The following is a 23,940-nucleotide window of genomic DNA, read 5'->3' on the forward strand; positions in this document are numbered from 1 at the left end:
TCTTCTCCTCGCCTCGATGGACGTCATCGTTCGCTGTGCAAGGTAGACCGGTCCCGCTCCTCGAACTCATCGGTCGGTCCCTCCACGGTCGCCGCCCCGCGCTCCCCCGGCAACAGGACGTACGCCGCCAGCGCGGCGGCCGCCAGGAGACCCGCCGCGACCCAGAACGCGGCCGCGTATCCCGAGGACAGCTCGGTGAGCCCGGTGCCGCCGCCGGTGACCTGGGCGGCGACGGTCACCAGGACCGCGAGGCCGAGCGAACCGCCGACCTGCCGCGAGCTGTTGAGCAGCCCGGACGCCATACCCGTGTCCCCCGGGGGCACATCGGTCGTCGCGGCCGTGCCGAGCGGGACGAAGCAGAGTCCGATGCCCAGGGAGCAGAGCAGCGACGGACCGAGGATGGAGGAGAGGAATCCGCCGTCGACCGTGGCGGTGGTCGCGAACCAGCCCATCCCGAGCGCCGCCAGGGTCCCGCCCAGCGTCATCAGCCGCCGGATGCCGAGCGCGGCGACCGCACGGGTGGCGAGGACCGAGCCCACGACGATGCCCACACAGAACGGCAGGAACGCGAACCCGGCGGCGGTCGGGCCGAACCCGAGGACCAGCTGCATGTACAGCGAGACGAAATAGAACGCCCCGAACTGGGCCGAGGCCAGCAGCAGACAGAACAGGTTGGCCGTGAGCACCGGGCGCCCCTTCAGCAGGCCGGGCCTGAGCAGCGGGGACGTGGTGCGCAGCTCGACCGCGACGAAGCCGCCCAGCAGGATCACCGCCGAGCCCATGACGGTCAGCGTGGCGGCCGAGCCCCAGCCGTCCTCCGACGTCCGCACCAGCCCCAGGACCAGCAGCGTCGTCCCGGCCGTGGCCAGGAGTGCCCCTGCGACGTCAAGACGCGCACCGGTCCTGCGCTGCCCGCCGACCGGCCCCGAACGCACGGCGGCGGCCAGGGCGAAGACGACGATCGGCACGTTGACCAGCATCACGGAGCGCCAGCCCGCAGCGTCGGTGAGCACGCCGCCCGCCAGCACCCCGACCGCGCCGCCCGCCGCGCCCGCCATGCCCCACAGCCCGAGCGCCCTGGACCGGGCGGGCCCGGCCGGGAAGGCCAGGGTGATCAGGGCGAATGCCACAGGCGCGAGAGCCGCGGCCCCGACGCCCTGCACCGCGCGTGCCGTCACCAGCGACCCGGGCGACCAGGCGATCCCTCCCGCCAGGCTGGCGAGCCCGAAGAGGGCCAGGCCGGCCATCAGGACACGGCGGGGTCCGGCGAGGTCGGCGAGCCGGCCGCCGAGCATGAGGAGTCCGCCGAAGGCGAGGGCGTAGGCGTTCACGACCCACAGCAGCCCGTCGCCGCCGAAGCCGAGGTCACTGCGGATGTCGGGCAGTGCCACGTTCACCACGGACATGTCGAGCGACACGAGGAACTGCACGGTGAGCGCCACCACCAGCAGCCACCGCGTGTGCCGCTCCCCCGCCGGACCGCTCTCCGGGCGGCTCTCCGCCCCGGTCCCCGCCCCGCTGTTCCTCTTGCCGCCCATGACGTCCCCCCCGCTTGACGCTTCCCGGTCGTGCTGCCCGGCCGTTGAATTACCATACACGTATAGAAAATAAGCGCGGGAGCTCCAGGAGGGGCCCGGACCTGAGGAAGGGAAGCCCGGAAGGAGAGAATGCCCAGGTGTCAGGCACCGAGAAGAAGACGACGACGGGCGGCGGACGGGGAACGGCGGCGCGTGCCGTGGGGCGGCCCCGCAGGCTGGATCCGGACGTGATGGTCGCCACCGCGCGCCGCATCGTCGAGGAGGAGGGCCTGGCCGCCCTGACCATGCGGCGGGTGGCGAAGGAGCTGGGCAGCACGCCCATGGCGCTCTACCACTACGTACAGGACAAGGACGAGCTGCTGATGCTCACCCTGTCCGGCACCGCCGCCACGTTCCCGCGCCCTGAACTGCCCGACGACCCGCGCGAGCGGCTGGTGGCGGTCGCCGCGCACATGCACGACATCATCGCCAGGATCCCCTGGGTGCTGGACATCCTGGCCCTCGGCGGGCTGACCGACCACGACGCCCTGTGGATGGTCGAGGAGATCATCGACTGCGCCCAGGCCTGCGGCCTCTCCCCCGCGCGGTCCGTGCGGGCGTACCGGACCATCTGGAACTACGTCTACGGGGACCTGGTCTTCCGCAGGGCGGCGGCCCGCCGCGCGGAGAACCCGCCGCGGCGGCAGTTCTTCCCCGAGATGGTCACCGCCGAGGACGCGGCCGAGCTGCCCCGCCTCACGGAGGTGAAGGACCACTGGCGCGAGTACGCCGCCGCCTACGAGACCGTCGAGGAGCTCGACGCGATCGTGGAGGGCCTGATCCGGCGGGGGACGCGGGACACGGAAGCCTGACGCGCCTCCGCGCCCGCCGAGTCCTCCGCGCCCGCCGAAGTGCTTCCGCTCAGTCCACCGACTCGAAGCGCCAGCGGTGCACCGGGCGGGTGACCAGGGCGGCGTCGGGCTCCGGGAGCTCGGGGAGGTCGTCGCCGTACGCCGCGTCCCGCCACCACGTCATCACCAGGACCCGGTCCTGCGGGGCGCGCAGCAGCTCGCGGCGGTGCGGCTCGCGGGCCAGTCCGGCGGAGCGGGCCCGCGCCCACTCCAGGAGTTCATCGCCCCGGCCATCGGCGGCGCGGGCCTCCCACATCAGGACGATGGTCGTGGAGCTCATGAGTACAGGTTGTCCTTGCTGACCTCGTGCACATGGTCATGGCTGTGCGCATCGTGGCTGTGGGTGCCCGGCACATGGGGCTCGGTGACCGGCAGCGAGGAGTCCGCAGAGAGGTCCAGGTCCGACACGGGGCGGTTGCGCGCCACCATCTCCGCGCCCAGGGCCGCGACCATGGCCCCGTTGTCCGTACAGAGCCCCGGCCTGGGGACGCGCAGCCGGATCCCCGCCTTCTCGCACCGCTCCTCGGCGAGCGCGCGCAGCCGCGAGTTGGCCGCGACCCCGCCGCCGATCATCAGATGGTCGACGCCCTCGTCCTTGCAGGCCCGGACGGCCTTGCGGGTGAGGACGTCCACCACGGCCTCCTGGAAGGACGCGGCCACGTCCCGCACGGGAATGTCCTCACCGGCGGCGCGCTTCGCCTCGATCCAGCGCGCCACGGACGTCTTGAGGCCGGAGAACGAGAAGTCGTACGCGGGATCACGCGAGCCGCTCAGTCCACGCGGGAAGGCGATCGCCTTCGGGTCGCCCTCCCTGGCCAGCCGGTCGATGACGGGGCCGCCGGGGAAGCCGAGGTCCAGCACCCGGGCGATCTTGTCGAAGGCCTCGCCCGCCGCGTCGTCGATGGTCGCGCCGAGCGGTCGTACGTCGCTGGTGATGTCGGGGGCGAGCAGCAGCGAGGAGTGCCCGCCGCTCACCAGCAGCGCCATGGTCGGCTCGGGCAGCGGGCCGTGCTCCAGCTGGTCGACGCAGATGTGCGAGGCCAGGTGGTTCACGCCGTACAGCGGCTTGTTCAGCGCGTACGCGTACGCCTTGGCGGCCGACACCCCGACGAGCAGCGCCCCGGCGAGCCCGGGTCCCGCCGTGACGGCGATGCCGTCGAGGTCACGGGCGCTGATCCCGGCGTCCTTCAGCGCGCGCTCGATGGTGGGCACCATCGCCTCCAGATGGGCGCGGGAGGCGATCTCCGGGACGACACCGCCGAAGCGGGCGTGCGTCTCGACGCTGGAGGCGACGGCGTCGGCGAGGAGCGTCGTGCCGCGCACGATGCCGACACCGGTCTCGTCGCAGGAGGTCTCGATGCCGAGTACGAGCGGTTCGTCAGCCATCAGTCTGTCTCTGTTCCTTGTACGGTCAGGCGCATGACGAGTGCGTCGATGTTCCCCGGCTGGTAGTAGCCACGGCGGAAGCCGATGGGTTCGAAGCCGAAGCGTTCGTAGAGTTTCTGCGCGCGGGTGTTGTCGACACGGACCTCCAGGAGCACGGCGGTGCACTCGAAGGCCGTGGCGTGCCTGAGCAGGTCGGTCAGCAGCTCGGATCCGAGGCCGCCGCCCCACTGACCCCGGCTGACCGCGATCGTCTGGACGTCGGCGAGGTCGCCGGCCGACGCGAGGCCCGCGTAGCCGACGAGCCGGCCTTCGGGGTCCTCGGCGACGACATAGCGGTGGGTGGACCCCGGCCCGCGCGCACGGGCCAGCTCGGACCAGAACATGCCGGCCGACCAGGCGTCGTCGGGGAACAGCTCGTGTTCAAGATCCAGCACCGGCTCGATGTCCCACCAGCGCATCTCGCGGAGCACAGCGGTCGCGGTCGTCACTGGGGGGTGACCACCTTGTAGTTCTTCGGGACCTGGGCGTCGGGCCTGCGCAGATAGAGCGGCTGCGGTGGCAGCAGCGCGGCGCCGGCGGCCAGCCGTTCGGCGGCCAGGGCGGCGAGCGCTCCGGCGCGGACGTGTTCCGGGCCGCGGGCCTCGGTGAAGACCTCGGGGTAGAGCAGCGCGCCCGCACCGGCGACGGGCAGTCCGGCGAGCCGGTCCGCGATGTCGGCCGGCCGGTCGACTGCGGGTTCACCGTCCCGGGTGCGGAAGTCCTCGTACCGCGCCCAGTAGACCTCCTTGCGGCGCGCGTCGGTCGCGACGGCGAAGGGGCCTTCGAGGCCGTCCGAACCCGCGGCGTACGCGAGGGCGTCGAGCGTGCACAGCCCGTGCACCGGCACGGAGAGGGCGGAGCCGAAGGTCGCGGCGGTGACGAGGCCGACACGCAGCCCGGTGTAGGGGCCGGGGCCGACCCCGACGGCCACATCGGTCACGGCGTCGAGCGTCACCCCGGCCTCGGCGAGGACCCGGTCGACGGCGGGCAGCAGCAGCTCCCCGTGCCTCCGGGCGTCGATCCGGCCGGTCTCGGCCACGACGGACGACCCGTCGTGGAGGGCGACGGTGACGGCGGGGGTGGCGGTATCCATGGCGAGCAGCAGCACACAAACAGCCTACGGCTCCGCCGACCCGGTCATGGCAGCCCGTGCATCGTCCCGGTCTCCCCTTCCGCTGCTGGTACCGTCGCCGGGTATACGCGTGTACGACGTAAATGCTTGTACGACATATCGCGCACGGCATGTGAAAGGGGACCTCACGGTGGCAAGGGGCAGCTCGGGAATCGTGGCCGGGCTCACTGCCGCGGCGCTGGCCGCGGTCTGTTTCCTCGCCTACCAGGCGTCCGCGAACGCACCCGATTCGGTCGCGGCGCCCTCGGCCGCCCCCTCGGGGGCCACGCCCGCGCCCTCGCCGAAACCGAAGGCCCCGAAGCAGCCGCTCGCGATCCCCGAGGACTCCGACACGGGGACCCGCGTCGTGTACGCGCTGAAGGACCGCCGGGTGTGGATCGTGAACGACAAGGAGAAGGCGCTCCGGACGTTCACCGTCATGCCGAGCTCCGTGAGCCCGCTGCCCGGCGTGTACCCGGTGACCTCGCGCTCCGGCAGCATCAAGGGCTCGGACGGCGTCATGATCGAACACGTGGTGCGTTTCGCGAACGTCGGCGATGTGTCGGTCGGCTTCAGCGCGGCGCAGGACGACTCGATGGCGAGCCCCGACCCCACGATCAAGACCGGCGGGGTGCGGATGAAGCGGGCCGACGGCAACGCGCTGTGGACCTTCGCCACGATCGGCGTGAAGGTCGTCGTCGTCCCCTGAGGTCGCTACGGGCTGCCCCCGGCAGCACGCGCCACCGGCAGCACACCCGCCACCGGCACGGCGGCCGACGGCCGGCTCACGCCGCGTCGCGCCCCACGTCTTCGGCCTCGTCCTCGTCGGCGTGCCCGTCGTCGCGGGGCGGTGTCGAGACCGCCGTCGCTGCCGCGCAGGAGGCCAGCAGGTCCTTCATCGACACCGCGGACACCGACGGCTGCTCCGCCTGCGACGGCTGCGGCCGCACTTCACGCTCGGGTACCGGCATGGATGCCTCCTCGGGCTTCGGCGAGAGACCTGGTTAGGTAGACCTAACCAGTCTCCGTGTCCCATGTGACCACGACGGGCCTCCCCCGCGCAACATTTTACCGACAGGCCGTCGGAAAAAGACGACGCGCGGGGCCCGGGATGCCACCTGGCCGGGCGGTTCAGTCCTTCGCCAGCTCCGCGCCCAGTCGGGCCCAGCGCGCGCCGATCCCCACCAGGGTCACCGTGCGGCGCTCGTCGTCCGTGTCGCCGACCGCGCGGTCGATCACCACCCGCAGCCGGTCGTCGGAGAGCTCCTCGACCTTGCCGTCGCCCCACTCCACGACGATCACCGAGTCCGGCAGCGACACATCGAGATCCAGGTCCTCCATCTGGTCGAGGCCGCCGCCCAGGCGGTACGCGTCGACGTGGACCAGGGCGGGGCCGTCGCCCAGCGGTGGGTGGACCCGGGCGATCACGAAGGTCGGCGAGGTGACGGCGCCGCGCACCCCGAGGCCTTCGCCGAGGCCGCGGGTCAGGGTCGTCTTGCCCGCGCCGAGCTCGCCGGTGAGCATCACCAGGTCGCCGGGGGCCAGCACACCGGCGATGCGGCGGCCCAGCTCCTTCATCTCTTCGGGGGACTCGACGGCGACGTCCAGGGTGACGGTGCCCGGTGCGGCGGTGCCGGCCACCGAGCCGTTGTGCGCTGCTTCCATGCCGACCAACGGTAGAGGATCAGCCTCCCTGGGCCGGAACCGCTCCGATCCGCACCAGCAGGTCCGCGAGCCGGTCGGTGACCGTCTCGGGGTGCTCCAGCATCACCAGGTGACCGGCGTCCGGCACGATGACCAGCTCCGCGTCCGGAAGCTCGTCCGCGATGGCCTCGCTGTGCGAGCTGGGCGTCACCAGATCCTTGTCCCCGGCCAGGATCAGCACCGGGATGTCGCGGAAGGCGGGCAGCGCCCCGCTCTTGTCGTGCTCGGTGAAGGCCGGATAGAACTCGGCGACCACATCGATCGGGGTGGACTCGATGAGCCGCTCGGCGAACCGCGCGACGGCCGGATCCACGTCCCGCGAGCCGAACGAATACCGTTTGATCAGCCCCGCGAACAGGTCGGCGGTCGCCCGCCGGCCCCGCTCCACCAGCTCCGCCTGCGAGCCGAGCGCCTTCAGCACCCCGGGCAGCACCCGGCGCACCGCGTTCACCCCCGCCATCGGCAGCCCGAAGTTGACCTCGCCGAGCTTCCCGCTCGACGTCCCGACGAAGGCGACCGCGGCCACCCGGTCGCGGATCAGCTCCGGGTACCGGTCGGCGAGCGCCATCATCGTCATGCCGCCCATGGAGTGCCCGACCAGCACCAGCGGGCCCTCGGGCGCCGCCGCGTCGATGACCGCCCTGAGGTCGCGGCCGAGCTGGTCGATGCCCACCGGTACGCCATCGGCCTGCGCCCTGCCCCGCTCGGAGCGGCCGTGGCTGCGCTGGTCCCAGTGGACGGTGCGGACCAGGCCGCGCAGCGCGGCACGCTGGAAGTGCCAGGAGTCCTGGCCGAGGCAGTAGCCGTGGCTGAAGACGACGGTCAGCGGGGCGGGGTCCTTGCTGCCGAAGAGTCTGCGCCGGCGCGAGCCGGAGCCCGCTGCCGCACCGGCGCGCGTGGCCGCACGGCTCGTCCCGCCGCCCGGATCGATCTCGTCGACCTCGTAGTACAGCTCGGTGCCGTCGTCCGCGACGGCACGGCCCGGCATCCCGCGCAGCGAGCCGTACGGACCTGAGGCGTCCAGGGCGAGACGGGCCTTCTTGCGCATGCCCCGGCCCACGGTGAGCCGCTCGACGGCGACGCCCGCTGCGGCGCCCGCTGCGATGACGCCTATCGCCGCCCCCGCGACGCCTGCCCGGCGCCAGCCGGCCGCCGCGACGGCCGCTGTCGCCACCACGTCCTCCGCGCTGGTCTCGCTCACCGTGCCGTGCTCCTTCGTCGTCGTTGTGGCCGCCGTCGTCGGGCCATGATCCCCGCCGGGCCCGGGCCGGGGTCTCAGCCCCGGCCGGAGTCCTCCGGGTCCTCGGAGTCCTCGGCGTCCTCGTGGAGATGGACGCGGGGGACGCGGGTTCCGATACGTGTGACGATCTCGTACGCGATCGTGTCCGCCGCCCGTGCCCAGTCTTCGGCGCTCGGCTCGCCCCGATCCCCGGGCCCGAACAGCACCGCTTCCGCGCCCGCGTCGAGCCGGTCGCCCCCGAGGTCGACCACGAACTGGTCCATCGCCACCCGCCCCGCGATCCTGCGGACGGCGCCGCCGACGAGGACGGGGCCACGGCCCGAGGCATGGCGCGGGACGCCGTCCGCGTACCCGACGGGCACCAGGGCGAGCGTCGTCTCTGCGGGCGTCGTGTAGTGGTGTCCGTAGCTGATGCCGTGGCCCGGGGGCACCTGCTTGACGAGGGCGACGGACGCGGCGAGCGTCATGACGGGCCGCAGCCCGAAGTCCGCCGGGGTGCCGAGCTCGGGGCTGGGCGAGATGCCGTACATCGCGATGCCGGTGCGTACGAGGTCGAAGTGGGACTCCGGCACCGTGAGCGTCGCCGGGGAGTTGGCGATGTGCCGCACCTCGGGCCTGACGCCCTCCTTCTCGGCGTAGGCCACCATGTCGCGGAAGACCTTCAGCTGGGCGGCGATCGAGGGGTGGCCCGGCTCGTCGGCGCAGGCGAAGTGCGACCAGAGGCCGGTGACGCGCAGGGTGCCCGCGTCCTCGGCCGCGCGGGCGGCCGAGACGAGCTCGGGCCAGTCGGCGGGCTGGCAGCCGTTGCGGCCGAGGCCCGTGTCGGCCTTGAGCTGGACCCGGGCCGGAATCCCGGCTTCCGTGGCGGCGGCGACGACCTCGTCAAGGGCCCACATACCGCTCACCGAGACATCGATGTCCGCCTCGACCGCCTCGCGCCAGGGGCCGCCCGGTGTCCACAGCCAGCACATCACCCGGCCGCCGATCCCGGCCTCCCGCAGCGCGAACGCCTCCTGCGGGGTCGCGGTGCCCAGCCAGGCCGCGCCGGCCTCCAGCGCCGCCCTGGCGCAGGGCACCGCCCCGTGCCCGTAGGCGTCGGACTTCACCACGGCCATGAGCTGCGCCCCGGACGCCCGCGCACGCAGCACGCGCACATTGGCACGCAACGCGGCGAGGTCGATCTCGGCACGGGCTCTCAGGGTCGCTGTCTCGTTCATCGCGCCCAGTGTCTCAGAGCCGTACGCCTGTGCCCTCGACCTCCGTGCCCGGTGAGGCGGTCACCGGTGGTCGAGTGAGTGCTCCAGGTGCTCGACGAGAACCGGGACCTGGCTGGTCGGTACGTCCTTCACGGCCGTGACGAACGTGACCGCGCCACCCCGGCGCAGCAGGGCGAGCAGCTCCTGGACGGCCTCGGTGTGCGCGGGGTCGCCGAGCTCGGTGCGGTAGCGGTCCACGAAGTCGTCGTACCGGTTGCCGGGGTCCTCGTGGTACCAGGTGCGGAGTTCCTTCGACGGCGTCACCTCCTTCGCCCACAGGTCGACCGCCGCGTGTTCCTTGGAGATCCCGCGCGGCCAGAGCCGGTCGACGAGCACCCGGGTGCCGTCGTCCTCCTCCGGCGGGTCGTAGACCCTGCGTACGCGGATGTTGCTGCCGCTGCTCACGTCCGATCGCCTCCGTTCCGGTCCTTTCCAGCGTGGCTCAGGCCCTTACGTCCCGCCAGGCGGCCGGCACCGCGTCCGCGACGTCCTGCGCGGTGAGCGGCGCCCCGCCCGCGGCGCGGCGCGCCGCGAGCCCGTGCAGATGGGCGCCCACCGACGCGGCGTCGCGCGGCGCGAGACCCGCCGCCAGCAGCGAGCCGGTCAGCCCGGAGAGCACATCGCCGCTGCCCGCGGTGGCCAGCCAGGGCGTGCCGGTCGGATTGACCCGCACAGGCGTGTCGCCGGGCCCGGCGACGAGGGTCGTCGACCCCTTCAGGAGCACCGTGGCGCGGTAGCGCGCGGCCAGTTCCCGTACGGCGGCGAGCCGTCCCGCCTCGACCTCCTCGCGCTCCACACCGAGCAGGGCGGCGGCCTCGCCCGCGTGCGGGGTGAGGACGGTGGCGGCGGTCCGCTCGCGTACGGCGCCCGCGTCCATCAGCCGGAGCCCGTCCGCGTCGACCAGTACGGGGACGTCCATGGCCAGCGCGTCGGAGACCGCCGTGGCGGCCTGCGTGCCGTCGCCGAGCCCGGGTCCCACCACCCACGCCTGGACACGCCCGGCCTTCGACGGCGGCCCCGGGTGCACCAGCGTCTCCGGGAAGCGGGCGATCACCGCGTCGGCGCCGGGGCCCGCGTACCGGACGGCTCCGGCGCCGCCGCGCAGCGCGCCCGCGACCGCGAGGACGGCCGCGCCCGGGTAACGCCCGGACCCCGCGGCCACCCCGACGACCCCCCGCCGGTACTTGTCGCTCTCGGCGTCGGGCTGGGGCAGCAGGGCGGCCACATCGGCGTACTGGAGTGCCTCCAGGTCGGGGCGGTCCGGCAGTTCGGGGCCCAGGCCGATGTCGACGAGCCGGAGCGCGCCCGCGTGCTCGGCGGCCGGGTCGATGAGCAGCCCCGGCTTGTACGCACCGAAGGTGACCGTCGCGTCGGCGCGTACCGCCGGGCCGAGCACCTGCCCGGTGTCCGCCTCGACTCCGCTCGGCAGATCCACCGCCAGCACGGGCGCGTGGCCGGCGGTGACCGCGCGGACCAGCTCCGCCGCCTCGGGACGCAGACCGCCGCGGCCCCCGATCCCGGTGATGCCGTCCACGACGAGGTCGACACGGCCCAGCCCCTCGGAGGTGTCGAGGACGACCTGCCCGCCCGCCGCCAGCAGGGCGGCCAGTGCGGCCCGGTGCACCTTGCCGGGCGCGGTGAGCACGGCCCTGACACCGGCCCCGCGCCTGGCCAGCCTGGCCCCCGCGTACAGCGTGTCGCCGCCGTTGTCACCGCTGCCGACAAGGAGCAGCACCCGGGAGCCGTACACCCGGCCGCGCCGCCGGAGCAGGTCGCCGCAGGCCACCGCGAGCCCGGCGGCGGCGCGTTGCATCAGCGCACCCTCCGGCAGCCGTGCCATGAGCGCCTTCTCGGCGGCCCTTACGCTTTCGACGCTGTACGCATGTCGCATACCGTCAACCCTCCGCGATCACCACGGCGGACGCCACCCCCGCGTCGTGGCTCAGCGACACGTGCCAGCTGCGCACGCCCAGTTCGGCCGCCCGCGCGGCGACGGTGCCGCGGACCTCGATGCGCGGCTTCCCGCTGTCCTCGACACACACCTCGGCATCGGTCCAGAGCAGCCCGCCCGGGGCTCCGAGCGCCTTGGCCAGGGCCTCCTTCGCGGCGAACCTGGCCGCGAGCGAGGCGATCCCCCGCCGTTCCCCGCCGGGCAGCAGCAACTCCCGCTCCAGGAAGAGCCGCTCGGCCAGCTGCGGCGTGCGCCCCAGCGCGGCGCCGAAGCGCTCGATCTCCGCCACATCGATCCCGACCCCAATGATCACGCGCTCACTCACTCACTCGACTGTCACGGACTTCGCCAGATTGCGCGGCTGGTCCACCTCGTTGCCCCGGGCTGTCGCCAGTTCGCAGGCGAAGACCTGCAACGGCACCGTGGCGACCAGCGGCTGAAGCAGCGTAGGCGTAGCCGGGATCCTGATGAGGTGATCGGCGTACGGGACGACCTCCTCGTCCCCCTCCTCCGCGATGACGACGGTACGGGCGCCACGGGCCCTGATCTCCTGGATGTTCGACACGATCTTGTCGTGCAGCACCGAACGGCTTCGCGGTGAGGGCGCGATCACCACGACCGGCATGCCCTCCTCGATCAGGGCGATCGGCCCGTGCTTGAGCTCCCCGGCGGCGAAGCCCTCGGCGTGCATGTAGGCGAGCTCCTTGAGCTTCAGCGCGCCCTCCAGAGCCACCGGGTACCCCACGTGCCGGCCCACGAAGAGCACGGTGTCGCGGGTGGCCAGCGAGCGGGCCAGCGCGCGTACGGGCTCCATGGTGGCCAGGACGCGGTCGACGGCGCCCGACATCTCGGAGAGCTGGCGTACGACGGTGCGGATCTCGTCGCCCCACTTGGTGCCGCGCACCTGCCCGAGGTACAGCGCGACGAGATAGCAGGCGACGAGCTGTGTCAGGAACGCCTTGGTGGAGGCGACGGCGACCTCCGGCCCCGCGTGCGTGTAGAGGACGGCGTCCGACTCCCTCGGGATGGTCGACCCGTTCGTGTTGCAGATGGCGAGGACCTTCGCCCCCTGCTCACGGGCGTGCCTGACCGCCATCAGGGTGTCCATCGTCTCGCCGGACTGCGAGATGGCGACGACGAGGGTGCGCTGGTCCAGGATCGGGTCGCGGTAGCGGAACTCGCTGGCCAGCTCCGTCTCGCAGGGCAGCCTGGTCCAGTGCTCGATGGCGTACTTCGCGATCATCCCGGCGTGGAAGGCGGTCCCGCAGGCGACGACGACGACCTTGTCGACCTCCCGGAGCACGGCCGCCGGGATGCGCACCTCGTCGAGACGCAGCACCCCCTCCCCGTCGATCCGGCCCAGCAGCGTGTCCGCGACGGCCTTGGGCTGGTCGGCGATCTCCTTGAGCATGAAGGAGGCGTAGCCGCCCTTCTCCGCCGCCGACGCGTCCCAGTCCACGTGGTACTCGCGTACGTCGGCGGGCAGACCGTCGAAGCCGGTGACCGTCACCCCGTCCCGGCGCAGCTCGACCACCTGGTCCTGGCCCAGCTCGACGGCGTCCCTGGTGTGCGCGATGAAGGCGGCCACATCGGAGGCGAGGAACATCTCCCCGTCGCCCACCCCGACGACCAACGGCGAGTTCCGCCGGGCCCCGACCACCGTGCCGGGCTCGTCGGCGTGCACGGCGACCAGGGTGAACGCGCCCTCCAGCTGCCGGCACACCTGCCGCATGGCCTCCGCGGGGTCACCGCTGGACGAGTACGCCTCGGCGAGCAGATGGGCGACCACCTCGGTGTCGGTCTCGGACGCCAGGTCATGACCGCGCCCGGCCAGCTCGTCCCGCAGCGCCGCGAAGTTCTCGATGATCCCGTTGTGCACGACGGCCACCCGGCCCGCGTTGTCGAGGTGCGGGTGGGCGTTGGCATCGGTGGGCGCGCCGTGCGTGGCCCAACGGGTGTGCCCGACCCCGGTGTTCGCGGCCGGCAGCGGCCGGTCCTTGAGCTCCTTCTCCAGATTGAGGAGCTTCCCCGCCTTCTTCGCCGAGGCCAGCCCGCCGTCCGCGAGGACGGCGACCCCCGCGGAGTCGTACCCCCGGTACTCCAGCCGCTTGAGCCCCGCAACCACGACATCCTGCGCCGACTGCGACCCGACATAACCTACGATTCCGCACATATCGGCACCATAAGGCCGCGCGGGGAGGAGGGACAGCAGGGGTGGTCCGTCGCGGTCGGACCCGGACCGTCGCTACGCACACATACGCAAGCCGGCCATCGGCCCCACGTGACACCGGGCCCTACGCTCTGGGGTCATGACAACGTCCGAGTGCTACATATGCGTGAAGGAAGCGAAGTTCGACGATCTGCCGCCCAGGGAGTGCGTCGCTTTCGACCAGCACTGGCGGGTGGCCCATGCCTTCGACACCGCGCTTCCGGGCTGGCTGGTGCTCCTACCCCGTCGCCATGTCACGGCCGTCCACGACCTCACCGACGCGGAGGCCGCCGCCCTGGGAACGTGGCAGGTCGGCCTCTCCCGGGCGCTCCGCGGCGTGACCGGGTGCGACAAGACCTACGTCGTCCAGTTCGCCGAAGCCGAGGGCTTTGCCCACGTGCACTTTCACATCGTGCCGCGCACGGCGGATCTACCGCAGGAGCAACGCGGTCCAGGCGTCTTCGAGCTGCTGAGGCGCCCGAAGCCCGAACGGGTGACGGACGAGCAGGCGGACCGGATCGCCCTCTCGCTCCGAGCCCGGCTTCGCGAGCACCCGGATCTCGCGTAGCCCGGCAGCAGGGCGGGGCCGCACGGCCCGTAGCGCGCGTACGGGTCGCCGCAGACGGGTACCTCGGTCACCGCCAGGCGTCGACCCACCCGATCGCCCCCTGGTCAGCCGTCAGCCGACGTCGTGGATACGGTGCTCCCGCAGGTCCGGGGCGTGTTGAGCGACGGTGCGGTAGTCCGCGTCGTCGTGGAGGACGGTCAGCCCGTGGTGCGCGGCGGTAGCAGCGATGATCAAATCCACGGCCGAGGCGCTCCGATGCTGTCCCGCCCTGGCCATGCGCTGTTGCACCGCCCCGATCCAGCGCCCCGCGTTCTTCGGGACCGAGACTTCGGGATACAGGTCGGTGAACATCTCCACGATCTCGTCGTACTCTCCGCCGGTCCGAGCGCTGAACAGGAACTCCGCGCGCTGCGGATAACAGGAGCCCACCGCGCCGGCGCAGATGGTGTCGTACCAGGCGGACTGCAGCTCGGCGTCGCCGAGCAACCGCACAAGGCCGGACGTGTCGAGCAGGTAGATCACCGATCGGCCTTCTCCGCACGATGACGGCGCTCGGCATCCTCCACAGCTCCCCAACGCTGCGCACGCTCGAAGTGCCTGCTGATTCGCGCCGCGCGGTCCTGCTGGTCCGCGTAGTACCGGAGCGCCAGGTTGACGGCCTCCTTCTTGGTCCTGGCCTTGGACAGCGCCATGGTGCGTTCCAGTGCGTCATCGTCTATGTCGATCTGGGTCACGGACATCCGGCGCCTCCCATCAGGTCAAGGCGATGTGGGTCATGTACAAAAAATTGTAGGCCATCCACACACGGGTCCGCCCCTCAGCCCGCAGAACCGCGCCCACGTGACCGAGCCCACCCTCCACTCCGTTCAAACTCCCGCAACAATGAGTAGGTGATCACCTCACCCGCACGGAGCCCCCGTCGCACCGAGCACGCGCCGACGCCCTACGTCGACCTGACCAGGGACGAGTGGAGCGCTCTGCGTGACAAGACTCCGCTGCCGCTGACCGCCGACGAGGTCGAGAAGCTGAGAGGGCTCGGCGACGTCATCGATCTCGACGAGGTCCGGGACGTCTATCTGCCGCTCTCCCGGCTGCTCAACCTCTACGTCCAGGCCACATCGGGCCTGCGCGGCGCGCTGAACACCTTCCTCGGGGACGCGGGCAACGGGCACGGCGAGCAGCGCGGTACCCCGTTCGTCATAGGGGTCGCCGGGAGTGTCGCCGTCGGCAAGTCCACCAGCGCCCGCATCCTCCAGGCGCTGCTGGCCCGCTGGCCGGAGCACCCCCGGGTGGAGCTGGTGACGACCGACGGGTTCCTGCTGCCGATGAAGGAGCTCCAGGCGCGCGGCCTGATGTCGAGGAAAGGCTTCCCCGAGTCGTACGACAGGCGGGCACTGACCCGGTTCGTCGCCGACATCAAGGCCGGCAAGGACGAGGTGACGGCCCCCGTCTACTCACACCTGATCTACGACATCGTGCCCGGCGAGCGGCTGACCGTACGCCGCCCCGACATCCTGATCGTCGAGGGGCTGAACGTGCTCCAGCCCGCGCTGCCCGGCAAGGACGGCCGCACCAGGGTCGGGCTCGCCGACTACTTCGACTTCAGCGTGTACGTGGACGCGAAGGCCGAGGACATCGAGAACTGGTACCTGCACCGCTTCCGCCGGCTGCGCGAGACGGCGTTCCAGAACCCGTTCTCCTACTTCCGCAAGTACACGCAGGTGTCCGAGGCCGAGGCGCTCGACTACGCGCGCACCATGTGGCGGACCATCAACAAGCCGAACCTCCTGGAGAACGTGGCTCCGACGCGCGGCCGTGCCACTCTGGTGCTGCGCAAGGGGCCGGACCACAAGGTCCAGCGCCTGTCACTGCGCAAGCTCTGACCAGGAAAGGTGCACCGTGCTGCATCTGCGCCTCATCGTGCCCGCCGACCGTACCGACGAGGTCGTGGAGCTGGTGGAGCGTACCGTCGGCGCCACGCATCTCGCGGTGCTGGCCGGCGCCGCCCGGGGCCCCGCGGGTGACGTCGTGGTGTGCGACGTGGCGCGGCAGGCGGCCGACGAGCTGATCGACGCCCTGCGCGAGCTCGGCATCGACAGGTCCGGGGCGATCACCGCCGAGAAGATGGACCTGGCGCTGTCCACCCACGCCGAGGAGGCGGAGAGGCAGGCGCCCGGCGACAGCGCGGACGCGGTGCTCTGGGAAGAGCTGACGGAGGTCACGCACGAGGAGTCCACCTTCAGCGCCACCTATGTGTCCTTCCTCGGTGTCGCGATGATGCTGGCCGCCTGCGGGGTGATGCTCGACAACGTGATTCTGATCGTCGGCGCGATGGCGGTCGGCCCGGAGTTCGGCCCGCTGGCCGGTGTCTCCACGGCCCTGGTGCAGCGTGCACCGCGTCTGGTCGCCACGTCCCTGTGGGCGCTCATCGGCGGGTTCGCCGCCGCCATCGCGCTGACGATGGGGTTCGTGTGGCTGATGGACGCACTCGGGTCCTTCGACGCCGCCATGCTCACGGCCGACCGGCCCAACACCAACTTCATCTGGCACCCGGACCGGCTCTCCTTCGTGGTGGCGCTGCTCGCGGGCGTCGCAGGCACGCTCTCGCTGACCTCCGCGAAGTCCGGGGCGCTGATCGGCGTGGCGATCTCCGTGACGACGGTCCCGGCCGCCGCCAACGCCGCCATCGCCTTCAGCTACCAGGATCTCCAGCAGGCCTGGGGGTCCTCCCAGCAGTTGCTGGCCAACCTCGGCGGGATCGTCCTGGCGGGCACCCTGACGCTGCTGGTCCAGAAGGCGCTGTGGAACCTGCAACGCAGGGCGGACCCGGCCGTGAAGCCGAACCCCGGGAAGTAGGAACCGGCGGCAGGGACCGTCGGCAGGAACGGGCGGCAGGAACAGGCGGCAGGAACCGTCGGCAGGAACAGGCGGGAGGAACCAGCGGCAGGAACCGGCAATGCGGCGGCCCCGAAGCTGCCGTACACCGCACAAGCGGCCGCGACCCCGCCGATGAAACGATCCCGGGCATGAACGCTGTCCCGGAAGTGACCTACAGTCCGCTCAGAGCGCGCGCCCTGTGGTGGTTCGTCGCGCTCGGCGCCGCCGGTGCCGTTCTCGCCGCGATACGCGCGGCCGACCGGGGCACGCTCCTGGACGTCTGGGCGGGCGTGGGCCTGCTGCTCGCGTTCACGGGCGTCATCTGCCTGTACTCCGTCACCGTCCGGGTGAGTGCGGGGCCCTACGGCCTCCGCTCCAGGACGCTGCTGCGCCGTCGGAACATGCCGTGGTCGGACATCGTCGACCTGCGCGTGTACGTCCAGTACGGCCGGAACCATGAGATCCACCGCGTCAGCGTGCTGCTGCGCGACGGACGCACGCGGCGGCTCCCCCTGCCGGTGAGCGCGTCCTCCGACGACCGTCCGGAATTCGACGCGAAGCTGGACGCACTCCGCGCGCTGCACCGCCGCCATGGATCTCCGGCGTCGGACCACGTCCCCGTCATCTCGTACCGCGCCGCCGGACGCGGCTCGACCGTGTCGTGGGTCCTGTGCGTGCTCCTGCTCGCGGGCGCGGGCCTGGCCGCGTGGTTCGTACCGCCCACCGCGTCGACGCGACAAGCGTGGATCTCGGCCGTCCCCTGCACCGCCGACACGCCTGCCGCGCAGCACGCCGAGTGCCTGAGCTCCCAGCGTGCGGTGATCGAGCGGGCGCAGATCGGCCAGGGGAAGCAGACCAGCTGGCTGTACTTCACCGACGACCGACCGGTTGACCGGATCGGCGTCTCGCGGGAGGGGGCTCGGGGATTCCTCCCCGGTGACAGGGTCGGGCTGACTCTCTGGCGCGGCCAGGTGCGGGAGGTCGCCGGCGAACACCACGTGTGGCGCGAGCACTTCCCCGACGCCGGTGAGGTGGCCGTCATCGCCGCCGGGCTCGCCCTCGCGGCGGGCTACCCGGGCGCCCGTCTGCTGCTGAGCCGGCGCGGGCGCCGACTGCCGGACGACGAGGTCCTTCCCTCGGCCCTGCCGTTCGCCTACGCGCTCGTCTGTACGGCCGGGTGGCTGCTGCCCTTGTGCTACCGGCGCCCCATGGACCCGCTCGGCTCTCCGGCGGCCCTCGCCTGGGCGGCCTCGGGCACCGTGGCCACGCTGGGAATGCTCGCCTGGGCCTGGCACGCCACCCGCATCCGTACGCCGGAAGCCGCCACGGCACCGGAAGCCGCCATGACGCCCGAAACCGGGGCGGTCGAGGAGCAGGAGGACCGGTTCCTCGCCGCCCGGTTCCTCGAACACACTGAGTACAACCCGAACGGCTTCGGCACCCACATCGTCCTGGGTGGCGGCGGTCCACCCGCGGTGACACCCCACCCCGGCCCCGGCAGGTTCGCCGCGAGACGCATCCCGGTGGAACGGCTCACCGTCACGAAGGTGCGGCGCGCGAGGGGCAGCGACGGCGACACCGTCCACCGGAGCTGGCACATCGCCGAGATCGACGACGCCGGGGAGCCGGTCCGCCTCGCGGCCGCACCGGCCGACCTGATCCGCATCACCGCCGAGCTGGAGCGGGCCCGACGCGCGAAGGACCCGGCCGCGGGGCCGGGCCCTTCCGGGAGTTGACGGCAGGTCAGCCGAGCGCGGACTTCACCACGTCGGCCAGCTGCCCCGCCACGGCGCGCGCCTGTTCGAGGTCGGCGGCCTCGACCATGACCCGTACGAGCGGTTCGGTGCCGGACTTGCGCAGGAGTACGCGCCCTGTGTCGCCCAGCGCGTGCTCGGCCTGGGCCACCGCGGTGGCCACATCGGGCGAGGTGTCCACCCTGGACTTGTCGACGTCCGGCACATTGACGAGCACCTGCGGGAGGCGCTGCATCACGCCCGCCAGGTCGGCGAGTGTACGTCCGGTGGCGGCGACCCTGGCCGCGAGCATCAGCCCGGTCAGCGTGCCGTCACCGGTCGTGGCATGGTCCAGGACGATGACATGGCCCGACTGCTCGCCGCCCAGCGCGAAGCCTTCGGCTTTCATCGACTCCAGGACGTAACGGTCACCGACGGCGGTCTGGACGAGCTGGATGCCCTCCCGCTCCATCGCCGTCTTGAAGCCGAGGTTCGACATGACCGTGCCGACGACGGTGTCCTTGCGCAGATGGCCCGACTCGCGCATCGCGACGGCGAGCACGGCCAGGATCTGGTCGCCGTCGACCTCCTCACCGGTGGCGTCCACGGCCAGGCAGCGGTCCGCGTCGCCGTCGTGCGCGATGCCGAGGTCGGCGCCGTGCTCGACGACGGCGGCCCGCAGCAGGTCCAGATGGGTGGATCCGCAGCCGTCGTTGATGTTCAGGCCGTCCGGCTCGGCGCCGATGGTGATGACCTCGGCCCCGGCCCTGGCGAACGCCTCGGGCGAGACACGGGCCGCGGCGCCGTGCGCCTCGTCCAGGACGACCTTCAGCCCGTCGAGCCGGTTCGGGAGTACACCGATGAGATGGGCGACGTAACGGTCGAAGCCCTCGTTGTAGTCGGTGACACGGCCCACGCCGCCGCCGGTCGGGCGGCTCCACGGCTCACCGCCCCGGTGCTGCTCGTAGACCGTCTCGATGCGGTCCTCCAGCTCGTCGGCGAGCTTGTGCCCGCCCCGCGCGAAGAACTTGATGCCGTTGTCGGGCATGGCGTTGTGGCTGGCGGAGAGCATCACACCGATGTCCGCGCCGAGCGCGCCGGTGAGGTACGCGACGGCAGGAGTGGGCAGCACCCCGACACGCAGCACGTCCACGCCCGCGCTGGCCAGGCCCGCCACGACGGCGGCCTCCAGGAACTCCCCGGACGCGCGTGGGTCACGGCCCACCAGAGCGGTCGCCCGATGCCCTTCGAAGGTGCCCGCCTCGGCCAGTACGTGCGCCGCCGCGACCGAGAGTCCGAGCGCGAGCTCGGCTGTCAGGTCCGCGTTGGCGACGCCGCGCACGCCGTCCGTGCCGAAGAGTCGTCCCACTGGTGTCCTCCGAAGGTGCTCCGAAACCGCAAACCAAAGTAATCAAAACAGGGCAGAGCGAGGCAAGGCACAGCAAAGAGAGGGTGCGCCTGAGGCTTCCGACCCTATAAACGTGCAAACGTCTTAAGCCGTTATACGCCCGCGAGGGCCGATAAACGAACGCCCCAGCAGCACGAGGTGTGCCGCCGGGGCGAACGGGTAAAGCAGGCGATTTAGCGCTTGCTGTACTGCGGGGCCTTACGGGCCTTCTTGAGACCGGCCTTCTTGCGCTCGACCGCACGGTCGTCGCGGGAGAGGAAGCCGGCCTTCTTCAGCGTGGCGCGGTTGTTGTCCGCGTCCGCCTCGTTCAGCGCGCGGGCCACGCCGAGGCGCAGGGCGCCGGCCTGACCGGAGACGCCGCCACCCGAGATACGGGCGATGACGTCGTAGCGGCCGTCGAGCTCGAGCACCTTGAAGGGCTCGTTGACTTCCTGCTGGTGCACCTTGTTGGGGAAGTAGTCCTCAAGGGTGCGACCGTTGATCTTCCACTTGCCGGTGCCCGGGACGATCCGGACACGGGCGATGGCGTTCTTGCGACGGCCAAGGCCGGCGGCGGGCTGCGGGTCGCCGAAGCGGCCGGCGAGCGACTCGGAGGTGTACTCACCCTCGACGGGGACCTCCGACTCGAAGGTGGTCACCTCGGCGAAGGTCTCTTCGCCCTCGGTGCCCTCGACGGGCGTCTCTGCAGTGGTCTCGGCCACGATTCTCCTCAGATCTTTCTTTAACGTCTTAGGGGGGAGGCCGGAACTACTGCGCGACCTGGGTGATCTCGAACGGGACCGGCTGCTGCGCAGCGTGCGGGTGCTGGTCGCCCGCGTAGACCTTGAGCTTCGAGAGCATCTGACGGCCCAGGGTGTTCTTGGGGATCATGCCCTTGATGGCCTTCTCGACGGCCTTCTCGGGGTTCTTCGAGAGCAGCTCGTCGTAACGCACGGAACGGAGACCGCCCGGGAAGCCCGAGTGGCGGTACGCCATCTTCTGGGTCTTCTTGTTACCGGAGAGGTGAACCTTCTCGGCGTTGATGATGATGACGAAATCGCCCATGTCCATGTGGGGGGCGTAGATCGCCTTGTGCTTGCCTCGGAGGAGGTTCGCAGCCGTGGTGGCAAGACGGCCCAGGACGATGTCCTCGGCGTCGATGATGTGCCACTGGCGAGTGACATCGCCGGGCTTGGGGCTGTACGTACGCACTTCGTAGCCTTCGCTTCTTCAGTGGATGGGGTGAAGACACACTGCACCTCTGAAGCGATCATGCAGCTGGGGCTCACAGTGCCGGGACGCCGCCCGTATGCGAGCCACTGGTAACTGCTCCAGAGAACCTACGCAAGGCCCTTCGCGTGAGAACGACCAGGCCCATACGTATAACAACAGTCGAGACTACCCGCCCCGCCCCGGACCGGTCAAAACGCCCCGTCCCTACCGTGCGCGCTCCACCCTGCGCTCGTCCCAGACGGGCTCCGCGGACTCCCGCACCACCCCGTCGGAGCCGAAGACCAGGTAGCGGTCGAAGGACTTCGCGAACCAGCGGTCGTGCGTGACGGCCATGACCGTCCCGTCGTACACCTCGAGACCGTCCTGAAGGGCCTCGGCCGACTCCAGGTCCAGGTTGTCCGTCGGCTCGTCGAGCAGCAGCGCGGTCGTGCCGGCCAGCTCCAGGAGCAGGATCTGGAAGCGTGCCTGCTGCCCGCCGGACAGCCTCTCGAAGGCCTGGTCGCCCTGGCGCTCCAGCTCGTAGCGCCGCAGCACCCCCATCGCGCCACCGCGGTCCTTGGCGTGCTCCGTCCACAGGATCTCGACGAGCGTCTTGCCGAGCAGCTCCGGATGGGCGTGCGTCTGCGCGAAGTGGCCGGGCACGACCCGCGCGCCGAGCTTCCACTCACCGGTGTGCGCCACGGGCTCCCCCGCCAGCAGCCGCAGGAAGTGCGACTTCCCCGAGCCGTTGGAGCCGAGCACCGCGACCCGCTCGCCGTAGTAGATCTCCAGGTCGAACGGCTTCATCAGGCCGGTCAGCTCAAGCCCCGTGCACGTCACCGCCCGCACCCCGGTCCTGCCGCCGCGCAGCCGCATCCTGATGTCCTGCTCGCGGGGCGGCTCCGGAGGCGGGCCCGCCTCCTCGAACTTCTTGAAGCGGGTCTGCATCGCGTGGTAGCGGTTCGCCATGTCGGGACTGTTCGCCGCCTGCTGCCGCATCCGCAGGACGAGTGCCTTCAGCCGCTTGTGCTCCTCCTCCCAGCGCCGCAGGAGCTCCTCGAAGCGCGCGAACCGCTCCTTGCGTGCCTGGTGGTAGGTGGCGAATCCGCCGCCGTGCACCCAGACGTCCGAGCCGGCCGGGCTGGGCTCCACACTGACGATCTTCTCGGCGGCCCGTGAGAGCAGCTCCCGGTCGTGGGAGACGAAGAGCACCGTCTTACGGGTCTCCTCGAGCTTCTCCTCCAGCCACCGCTTGCCGGGTACGTCCAGATAGTTGTCCGGCTCGTCGAGCAGCAGCACCTCGTCAGGGCCCCGCAGCAGCGCCTCCAGGACCAGCCGCTTCTGCTCGCCGCCACTGAGCGTGCGCACCTCGCGCCACTGCGCCTTCTCGTACGGGACACCGAGCGCGGCCATGGTGCAGACGTCCCACAGCGTCTCGGCCTCGTAGCCGTGGGCCTCCGCCCAGTCGCTCAGGGCCTGCGCGTACGCCATCTGCGCGGCCTCGTCGTCAACCGTGAGGATGCGCTCCTCCGCCACGTCGACCGCCCGGGCCGCCTCCCTGATCCGGGGCTGGGCCACCGAGACCAGCAGGTCACGCACGGTCCGCTCGTCCCGCACCGAGCCCACGAACTGGGCCATGACCCCGAGCCCGCCGCTCACCGAGACCGAGCCGCCGTGCGGCTGGAGCTCCCCGGCCAGCAGCTTCAGCAGGGTCGTCTTGCCCGCCCCGTTCGCGCCGACAAGGGCGACGACCGCGCCGTCGGCCACCCGGAACGAAGCGTCGCCGAGCAGCACCCGCCCGTCCGGTAGGTAGTACTCCAGGTGGCCCGCTTCGAGATGTCCCATGCAGAGCATTGTCACGGCATGCGAACCGTTGACCCAACCGGATTACGGTCGGTCGCCTGCCGCGGCGCTAGGATTCGCCGCATGAGCTACGGGCAAGGGGGGCCCTCCTGGGGGCCGGGAGGACCGGGAGAGAGCCGGACTCCGGACTGGGCGGCGCTGGCCGAGGCGTCCGCCGCGCGCGGCAGACGCAGGAAGTGGCTGCTGATCGGCGGTGGCGCACTGGCCACCGCCGCCGTGGCCGCGATCGTCGCCACCGCCGTCATCACGACCAACGGGAGCAGCAGCTCGGGGTCGGACAAGAACGCGAGCGAGCTGCCGGCCCCCGCCGAGCTGCCCTCGGAGTCCTCCGCGCCCGAGCCCTCCTTCTCCTCGGTCGCACCGCCGCCCCCGCCGGACCCGAAGGACTACATAGCCGACGAGAAGAAGGACAGGACCCCGGTCACCGTCGACGCCTTCTTCCCCGGCAAGAAGCTGACCATGGGCGACCGCGTCTACGCCAAGGGCGCCACCGCCCGCACCAGCAGCTGCGCCACGACGACCCAGGGCGCCCTCGGCTCGATCCTCGACAGCAACGGCTGCGACCAGGTCATCCGCGCGACGTACAGCAAGGGCGGCACGGCGGTCACCGTCGGGCTCGCCGTCTTCGGTACCGAGGCCGAGGCCAAGAAGGCCGCCCAGCAGGCGTCCGGCGGCATCGCGTCCCTCAGCGGTGCGGGAGTCCCCACCTTCTGCCGCGGCGGATCCGTCTGCCGGCGCACCGCCAACTCCTACGGCCGCTACGCCTACTTCACCATCAGCGGCTACACCAGCGGCAAGAACGTCACCACGTCCGCCAAGGACGTGTACGCGGTCGGTGACGACCTGACCGACTTCACCTTCCGCCAGATCCGTCACCGCGGCGAGGTCCAGGCCTCGGCTGCCGCAGGAGCCCCCGCCGCCTGACCGGCCGTGCTCTCCCCCCACGCACAGTCCCAGTCCCTCCCCTCGACCGAGG

At 71.7% G+C, this 23,940-nt stretch carries 26 protein-coding genes; 7 read left to right on the plus strand and 19 right to left on the minus strand.

Translation table 11 applies throughout. The annotated features are described in order from the left end of the window. Positions 1–23: 23 nt before the first annotated feature. Positions 24–1,538, minus strand: a complete 1,515-nt coding sequence (locus OG623_RS13335; protein ID WP_406146572.1) for an MFS transporter — start codon at positions 1,536–1,538, stop codon at positions 24–26. A 137-nt stretch (positions 1,539–1,675) separates the two neighbouring features. On the opposite strand from OG623_RS13335, the gene OG623_RS13340 reads away from it, so the two are divergent. Then, on the plus strand, positions 1,676–2,389 hold the full coding sequence (locus tag OG623_RS13340) for a TetR/AcrR family transcriptional regulator (protein WP_406146573.1): 714 nt from the start codon (positions 1,676–1,678) through the stop codon (positions 2,387–2,389). Positions 2,390–2,438: 49 nt separating this feature from the next. Here OG623_RS13340 and OG623_RS13345 read toward each other — a convergent pair whose 3' ends face one another. The 4 genes from OG623_RS13345 to tsaB are packed head-to-tail and all read right to left on the minus strand — an operon-like array spanning position 2,439 to position 4,946. Continuing rightward, positions 2,439–2,708 carry a hypothetical protein gene (locus OG623_RS13345; protein WP_406146574.1) on the minus strand — a complete coding sequence of 90 codons (270 nt, stop codon included), beginning with the start codon at positions 2,706–2,708 and terminating at the stop codon, positions 2,439–2,441. Continuing rightward, a complete protein-coding gene (gene tsaD / locus OG623_RS13350) occupies positions 2,705–3,814 on the minus strand; it encodes a tRNA (adenosine(37)-N6)-threonylcarbamoyltransferase complex transferase subunit TsaD (protein ID WP_406146575.1) in 1,110 nt (369 codons plus the stop codon). The genes OG623_RS13345 and tsaD overlap by 4 nt, the downstream gene beginning before the upstream one ends. Continuing rightward, positions 3,814–4,302: a ribosomal protein S18-alanine N-acetyltransferase gene (gene rimI, locus OG623_RS13355; RefSeq protein WP_406146576.1), complete on the minus strand. Its 489-nt coding sequence runs from the start codon at positions 4,300–4,302 to the stop codon at positions 3,814–3,816. The genes tsaD and rimI overlap by 1 nt, the downstream gene beginning before the upstream one ends. Continuing rightward, positions 4,299–4,946, minus strand: a complete 648-nt coding sequence (gene tsaB, locus OG623_RS13360; protein ID WP_406151806.1) for a tRNA (adenosine(37)-N6)-threonylcarbamoyltransferase complex dimerization subunit type 1 TsaB — start codon at positions 4,944–4,946, stop codon at positions 4,299–4,301. Before tsaB ends, rimI begins: the two co-directional genes overlap by 4 nt. 169 nt (positions 4,947–5,115) lie before the next feature. Here tsaB and OG623_RS13365 point away from each other — a divergent pair, with 169 nt between their 5' ends. After that, the gene (locus OG623_RS13365; RefSeq protein ID WP_406146578.1) at positions 5,116–5,673 is read left to right on the plus strand and encodes a hypothetical protein; all 558 of its coding nucleotides are present in this window, start codon (positions 5,116–5,118) and stop codon (positions 5,671–5,673) included. A gap of 76 nt (positions 5,674–5,749) precedes the next feature. Here the strand turns inward: OG623_RS13365 and OG623_RS13370 are convergent, their stop codons facing one another. The 8 genes from OG623_RS13370 to glmS all read right to left on the minus strand — a co-directional run bounded on the left by OG623_RS13370 (position 5,750) and on the right by glmS (position 13,288). Further along, positions 5,750–5,935, minus strand: coding sequence for a hypothetical protein (locus OG623_RS13370; RefSeq protein ID WP_406146580.1), 186 nt, complete (start codon positions 5,933–5,935; stop codon positions 5,750–5,752). A gap of 160 nt (positions 5,936–6,095) precedes the next feature. Next, positions 6,096–6,629, minus strand: coding sequence for a tRNA (adenosine(37)-N6)-threonylcarbamoyltransferase complex ATPase subunit type 1 TsaE (gene tsaE, locus OG623_RS13375; RefSeq protein WP_406146581.1), 534 nt, complete (start codon positions 6,627–6,629; stop codon positions 6,096–6,098). 19 nt (positions 6,630–6,648) lie between these two features. Further along, positions 6,649–7,869 (minus strand): alpha/beta fold hydrolase, encoded by a 1,221-nt coding sequence (locus OG623_RS13380; RefSeq protein WP_406146582.1) that lies wholly within the window; start codon positions 7,867–7,869, stop codon positions 6,649–6,651. Positions 7,870–7,943: 74 nt separating this feature from the next. After that, positions 7,944–9,125 carry an alanine racemase gene (alr, locus tag OG623_RS13385; RefSeq protein WP_406146584.1) on the minus strand — a complete coding sequence of 394 codons (1,182 nt, stop codon included), beginning with the start codon at positions 9,123–9,125 and terminating at the stop codon, positions 7,944–7,946. 60 nt (positions 9,126–9,185) lie between these two features. After that, entirely contained in the window at positions 9,186–9,569 is a 384-nt protein-coding gene (locus tag OG623_RS13390; RefSeq protein WP_406146585.1) for a DUF488 domain-containing protein, read from the minus strand. A 37-nt stretch (positions 9,570–9,606) separates the two neighbouring features. Further along, positions 9,607–11,055 carry an NAD(P)H-hydrate dehydratase gene (locus OG623_RS13395; RefSeq protein WP_406146587.1) on the minus strand — a complete coding sequence of 483 codons (1,449 nt, stop codon included), beginning with the start codon at positions 11,053–11,055 and terminating at the stop codon, positions 9,607–9,609. A gap of 4 nt (positions 11,056–11,059) precedes the next feature. Further along, entirely contained in the window at positions 11,060–11,428 is a 369-nt protein-coding gene (locus tag OG623_RS13400) for a holo-ACP synthase (protein ID WP_406151807.1), read from the minus strand. A 12-nt stretch (positions 11,429–11,440) separates the two neighbouring features. After that, complete coding sequence (gene glmS / locus OG623_RS13405) at positions 11,441–13,288, minus strand: glutamine--fructose-6-phosphate transaminase (isomerizing) (RefSeq protein ID WP_406146589.1); 1,848 nt, start codon at positions 13,286–13,288, stop codon at positions 11,441–11,443. A gap of 136 nt (positions 13,289–13,424) precedes the next feature. Between glmS and OG623_RS13410 the strand changes: the two genes are divergently transcribed. Next, complete coding sequence (locus tag OG623_RS13410) at positions 13,425–13,892, plus strand: HIT family protein (RefSeq protein WP_406146591.1); 468 nt, start codon at positions 13,425–13,427, stop codon at positions 13,890–13,892. A gap of 111 nt (positions 13,893–14,003) precedes the next feature. Here the strand turns inward: OG623_RS13410 and OG623_RS13415 are convergent, their stop codons facing one another. After that, the gene (locus OG623_RS13415) at positions 14,004–14,414 is read right to left on the minus strand and encodes a PIN domain-containing protein (RefSeq protein WP_406146593.1); all 411 of its coding nucleotides are present in this window, start codon (positions 14,412–14,414) and stop codon (positions 14,004–14,006) included. After that, positions 14,411–14,632, minus strand: coding sequence for a type II toxin-antitoxin system VapB family antitoxin (locus OG623_RS13420; protein WP_406146595.1), 222 nt, complete (start codon positions 14,630–14,632; stop codon positions 14,411–14,413). The genes OG623_RS13415 and OG623_RS13420 overlap by 4 nt, the downstream gene beginning before the upstream one ends. Before the next feature lie 150 nt (positions 14,633–14,782). Between OG623_RS13420 and coaA the strand changes: the two genes are divergently transcribed. The 3 genes from coaA to OG623_RS13435 all read left to right on the plus strand — a co-directional run bounded on the left by coaA (position 14,783) and on the right by OG623_RS13435 (position 18,505). Continuing rightward, positions 14,783–15,775 carry a type I pantothenate kinase gene (gene coaA, locus OG623_RS13425; protein WP_406146597.1) on the plus strand — a complete coding sequence of 331 codons (993 nt, stop codon included), beginning with the start codon at positions 14,783–14,785 and terminating at the stop codon, positions 15,773–15,775. A gap of 16 nt (positions 15,776–15,791) precedes the next feature. Next, on the plus strand, positions 15,792–16,748 hold the full coding sequence (locus tag OG623_RS13430) for a DUF389 domain-containing protein (protein WP_406146598.1): 957 nt from the start codon (positions 15,792–15,794) through the stop codon (positions 16,746–16,748). Positions 16,749–16,918: 170 nt separating this feature from the next. Next, complete coding sequence (locus OG623_RS13435; RefSeq protein ID WP_406146599.1) at positions 16,919–18,505, plus strand: PH domain-containing protein; 1,587 nt, start codon at positions 16,919–16,921, stop codon at positions 18,503–18,505. Between the two features lie 7 nt (positions 18,506–18,512). On the opposite strand, the gene glmM is transcribed toward OG623_RS13435, so the two are convergent. The 4 genes from glmM to OG623_RS13455 all read right to left on the minus strand — a co-directional run bounded on the left by glmM (position 18,513) and on the right by OG623_RS13455 (position 22,946). Continuing rightward, a complete protein-coding gene (gene glmM, locus OG623_RS13440; RefSeq protein ID WP_406146601.1) occupies positions 18,513–19,871 on the minus strand; it encodes a phosphoglucosamine mutase in 1,359 nt (452 codons plus the stop codon). Between the two features lie 212 nt (positions 19,872–20,083). Then, positions 20,084–20,611 (minus strand): 30S ribosomal protein S9, encoded by a 528-nt coding sequence (gene rpsI, locus OG623_RS13445; protein ID WP_356714199.1) that lies wholly within the window; start codon positions 20,609–20,611, stop codon positions 20,084–20,086. A 46-nt stretch (positions 20,612–20,657) separates the two neighbouring features. Then, complete coding sequence (gene rplM, locus OG623_RS13450; RefSeq protein WP_030914195.1) at positions 20,658–21,101, minus strand: 50S ribosomal protein L13; 444 nt, start codon at positions 21,099–21,101, stop codon at positions 20,658–20,660. A 225-nt stretch (positions 21,102–21,326) separates the two neighbouring features. Continuing rightward, complete coding sequence (locus OG623_RS13455) at positions 21,327–22,946, minus strand: ABC-F family ATP-binding cassette domain-containing protein (RefSeq protein ID WP_406146602.1); 1,620 nt, start codon at positions 22,944–22,946, stop codon at positions 21,327–21,329. Between the two features lie 81 nt (positions 22,947–23,027). On the opposite strand from OG623_RS13455, the gene OG623_RS13460 reads away from it, so the two are divergent. Further along, positions 23,028–23,888, plus strand: coding sequence for a hypothetical protein (locus tag OG623_RS13460; protein ID WP_406146603.1), 861 nt, complete (start codon positions 23,028–23,030; stop codon positions 23,886–23,888). Positions 23,889–23,940 lie beyond the last annotated feature (52 nt).

Origin of the sequence: Streptomyces sp. NBC_01012 (assembly GCF_045162755.1) — a bacterium.
Taxonomy (GTDB): Bacteria; Actinomycetota; Actinomycetes; order Streptomycetales; family Streptomycetaceae; genus Streptomyces.

Bases quoted from the DNA above. Each gene is read 5' to 3' on its own strand.
- OG623_RS13335 (WP_406146572.1), bottom strand. From the start codon at position 1,538: ATGGGCGGCAAGAGGAACAGCGGGGCGGGGACCGGGGCGGAGAGCCGC.
- OG623_RS13345 (WP_406146574.1), bottom strand. From the start codon at position 2,708: ATGAGCTCCACGACCATCGTCCTGATGTGGGAGGCCCGCGCCGCCGAT.
- tsaD (WP_406146575.1), bottom strand. From the start codon at position 3,814: ATGGCTGACGAACCGCTCGTACTCGGCATCGAGACCTCCTGCGACGAG.
- tsaB (WP_406151806.1), bottom strand. From the start codon at position 4,946: ATGGATACCGCCACCCCCGCCGTCACCGTCGCCCTCCACGACGGGTCG.
- OG623_RS13370 (WP_406146580.1), bottom strand. From the start codon at position 5,935: ATGCCGGTACCCGAGCGTGAAGTGCGGCCGCAGCCGTCGCAGGCGGAG.
- tsaE (WP_406146581.1), bottom strand. From the start codon at position 6,629: ATGGAAGCAGCGCACAACGGCTCGGTGGCCGGCACCGCCGCACCGGGC.
- alr (WP_406146584.1), bottom strand. From the start codon at position 9,125: ATGAACGAGACAGCGACCCTGAGAGCCCGTGCCGAGATCGACCTCGCC.
- OG623_RS13395 (WP_406146587.1), bottom strand. From the start codon at position 11,055: ATGCGACATGCGTACAGCGTCGAAAGCGTAAGGGCCGCCGAGAAGGCG.
- glmS (WP_406146589.1), bottom strand. From the start codon at position 13,288: ATGTGCGGAATCGTAGGTTATGTCGGGTCGCAGTCGGCGCAGGATGTC.
- OG623_RS13410 (WP_406146591.1), top strand. From the start codon at position 13,425: ATGACAACGTCCGAGTGCTACATATGCGTGAAGGAAGCGAAGTTCGAC.
- OG623_RS13420 (WP_406146595.1), bottom strand. From the start codon at position 14,632: ATGTCCGTGACCCAGATCGACATAGACGATGACGCACTGGAACGCACC.
- OG623_RS13435 (WP_406146599.1), top strand. From the start codon at position 16,919: ATGAACGCTGTCCCGGAAGTGACCTACAGTCCGCTCAGAGCGCGCGCC.
- OG623_RS13455 (WP_406146602.1), bottom strand. From the start codon at position 22,946: ATGGGACATCTCGAAGCGGGCCACCTGGAGTACTACCTACCGGACGGG.
- OG623_RS13460 (WP_406146603.1), top strand. From the start codon at position 23,028: ATGAGCTACGGGCAAGGGGGGCCCTCCTGGGGGCCGGGAGGACCGGGA.